This is a genomic window from Actinomadura roseirufa (assembly GCF_900659635.1).
GTDB classification, from domain to species: domain Bacteria; phylum Actinomycetota; class Actinomycetes; order Streptosporangiales; family Streptosporangiaceae; genus Spirillospora; species Spirillospora roseirufa.
This window is the reverse complement of the sequence record NZ_CAACVB010000495.1, coordinates 1-2,851: the sequence shown is the minus strand read 5'-3', so window position 1 is coordinate 2,851 and position 2,851 is coordinate 1. Positions and strand designations below refer to the sequence as shown.

Here is a 2,851-nt window from a genome sequence, read left to right as displayed (position 1 = left end):
CCCGCGCTCGTCCCGCCGGTCGCCGGGGGCGCGGTGACCGCCGCGGCCTTCGCGGTGCTGCTCGTGCTCGCCGCGTGGCCGGGCGCGGAACCGGCGCCGAGACGCCTGTCAAGGATCACAGCGCCGTGGACCGCCGCGGGGCCGCTCGCGGCCCTCGTCCGGCGCGGCCGTACCGACCCGGGGGAGACCAGTGACCCAGCCGACCGACGAACCGACCCGCCTGACGCCGCCGGCGCGGCCGACGGAACGGGGACCGGCACCGTGGGTGCTGATGTACCACTCGATCGATCACTACGCTGAGGACCCGCACCTGGTGACCGTGTCGCCGCCGCGGTTCGAGGCCCAGCTCGGCTGGCTGCGGGCCCGCGGCCTGCGCGGCGTCGGGACGGCCGAGCTGCTCGCCGCGCGGGACGCCGGCGACGCGCGCGGCCTGGTCGGGCTCACGTTCGACGACGGGTACGCCGACTTCGCGACCCGGGCCCTGCCCGCCCTGGTGCGGTTCGGGTTCACCGCCACGGTGTTCGCGGTGTCCGGGCGGATCGGCTCCTACAACGCCTGGGACGACGGCCCGCGCAAGCCGCTGATGACCGTCGAGCAGCTGCGGACCGTCGCGCGCGCGGGCATGGAGGTCGGCTCGCACGGCCGGTACCACGTGTCGCTGCCGGGCACCGGCGCCACCGAGTTGCGGGCTGAGCTGGAGGAGAGCCGCGCCAGCCTGGAGGAACTGCTCGACCGCCCGGTCACCGGCTTCGCCTACCCCTACGGGCACGCCACCCGCCGCGAGATCGACGCGGTCCGCGCCGCGGGCTACGGCTACGCGGTCGACATCGGCCCCGCCGAGCCGTGTCGGCACGCGCTGCCGCGCACCTACGTCGGGGACCGGGACGGGGGGCCGCGGCTGCGCGCCAAGCTCGTCCGGCACGGGCTGCGCCGGAGCCGGGTGTGACGCGGGTCCTGCACGTCATCACCGGCCTGGAGCACGGCGGGGCCGAGCGGCAGCTCGCGCTGCTGCTCCGCCATCTCCCGGTGACGTGCGAGGTCGTCTCGCTGACCGGCGCCGGGACCCTCGGCGAGGCGATCCGCGGCACCGGCGTCGCCGTCCACGAGCTCGGCATGCGCGGCAACCGCGACCTCTCCGCCGTGCCCCGGCTCGCGCGGCTGATCCGCCGGGGCCGCTACGACGTCGTGCACACCCACCTGTACCGGGCGTGCGTGTACGGCCGCGTCGCCGCCCGGCTCGCCGGGACGCCCCGCGTCGTCGCCACCGAGCACTCCCTCGGCGACGGGCACATCGAGGGCCGCGCGACGACCCGCGGCGTCCGCGCGCTCTACCGGGCGACCGAGCGGCTCGGCTCGGTGACCGTCGCGGTCTCGCCGACCGTCGCCTCGCGGCTGCGCGGCTGGGGCGTGCCGCCGGGCCGGATCGTCGTGATCCCGAACGGCATCGACGCCGCCGCGTTCGCGTTCGACCCCGCCCGCCGCGCCGAGACCCGGCGGCGGTTCGGCATCGGCCCGGACGAGTGGGTCGCCGGAGGGCTGGGCCGGCTCGTCCCGACCAAGCGGTTCGACCTGCTCATCGAGGCGGTCGCCCGGCTGGAGCGGGCGCGGCTGCTGCTGGTCGGCGACGGTCCCGCCCGCGACCGCCTCGAACGGCTCGCCGCGAGCCTCGGCGCGGCCGGCCGGATCGTGTTCGCCGGGGCGACCGACGACGTGCCGGGCGCGCTGGCCGCGATGGACGTGCTGGCCTCGCCGTCCACCCAGGAGACGTTCGGCCTCGGCGTCCTGGAGGCGCTGGCCGCCGGGCTGCCCGTCCGGTACACGACCTGCCCGGCGCTGGCGGACCTGCCGTCCTGGGAGGCGCCGCACGCGCGGCGCGTGCCCACCGGCCTGACCGCCTGGACCGCCGAGCTCGGCCGGCTCGCCGCGGCGGCCGGGCACGGGCCCGCCGGGCGGCTGCCGGTCCCGGCGGTCGTCGGCCGCTACTGCGTCGCCGACCAGGCGGACCGCCTCGCCCGGCTGTACGAGGACGGTCCGGGCGCCGCCGCCGTCCGGACGCCGCCCATGCGCGAGCACCTGAGCGGCACCCCGACATGAGGGCGTCCCGCACCCGGACGGCCCGCAGCCACCCGAGCAGCACTCACCAGAACAGAACCCCGACAGGAGAAGGGGCCCATGATGGCCAAGCGTGATGCCACCCAGAAGTCGCCCGGCGGACGGGTCCGCCGGCTCGCCGCGGACGCGCGCCGGCGCTCCGGCCGCGCGCTCGCCCGGTACGCCCGGCGGTTCGGCGTGGCCGTCGTGCTCGTCCTGGGCGGCCTCCTCTGCGGGCTCGGCTACGCCCTGGTCGCGCCCACGGCCTACACCGCGACCGCGTACGTGCTGGTCGTCGACAACGGCGGCGGGCAGTCCGGCCCGGCCGCGGTCAGCTTCGCGCAGGCCTACGGGCGGCTCGCGCCGCTGCCGGAGACGCTCGCCTGGTCGGCGCTCCCGCTGCCCCGGGTGGCGCCCGGCGAGACCCGCGCGCACATCCAGGCGTCCACGTCCCCCGACACCCCGCTGATCAGGCTGTCGGGGAGCGCCGCCACGCCCGGTGACGCCGCCGGGTTCGCCAACGCCTCCGCCGACGCGCTCGTCCGGTACGGGACCGCCCACCGGGGCGACACCGGCGTGCGGGTCGCGCTGATGAGCCTCGCCGCGCGGCCGTCGGCGCCGTCCTCGCCGAACCTGCCGCTGGACGCGTCCGTCGGGACCGCGACCGGCGTCCTGCTCGCCGGGCTCAGCGCCGCCGTCGCGAGCGGACGGCGCGGACGCGGCTCGCACGACGCGTCGCGGTTCCGGCCCGCGACCGCCC

At 78.2% G+C, this 2,851-nt stretch carries 3 protein-coding genes; all 3 read left to right on the top strand.

Features of this window, described 5'->3' with window-relative positions; translation table 11 throughout:
- Nucleotides 1-190: 190 nt before the first annotated feature.
- Nucleotides 191-946, top strand: a complete 756-nt coding sequence (locus E1291_RS40705; protein WP_242614687.1) for a polysaccharide deacetylase family protein — start codon at nt 191-193, stop codon at nt 944-946.
- Nucleotides 943-2,094: a glycosyltransferase gene (locus tag E1291_RS40700; protein WP_131743368.1), complete on the top strand. Its 1,152-nt coding sequence runs from the start codon at nt 943-945 to the stop codon at nt 2,092-2,094. Before E1291_RS40705 ends, E1291_RS40700 begins: the two co-directional genes overlap by 4 nt.
- 81 nt (nt 2,095-2,175) lie before the next feature.
- Nucleotides 2,176-2,851 (top strand): YveK family protein (locus tag E1291_RS40695; protein ID WP_131743367.1); only part of this gene is annotated, 676 nt, incomplete at its 3' end.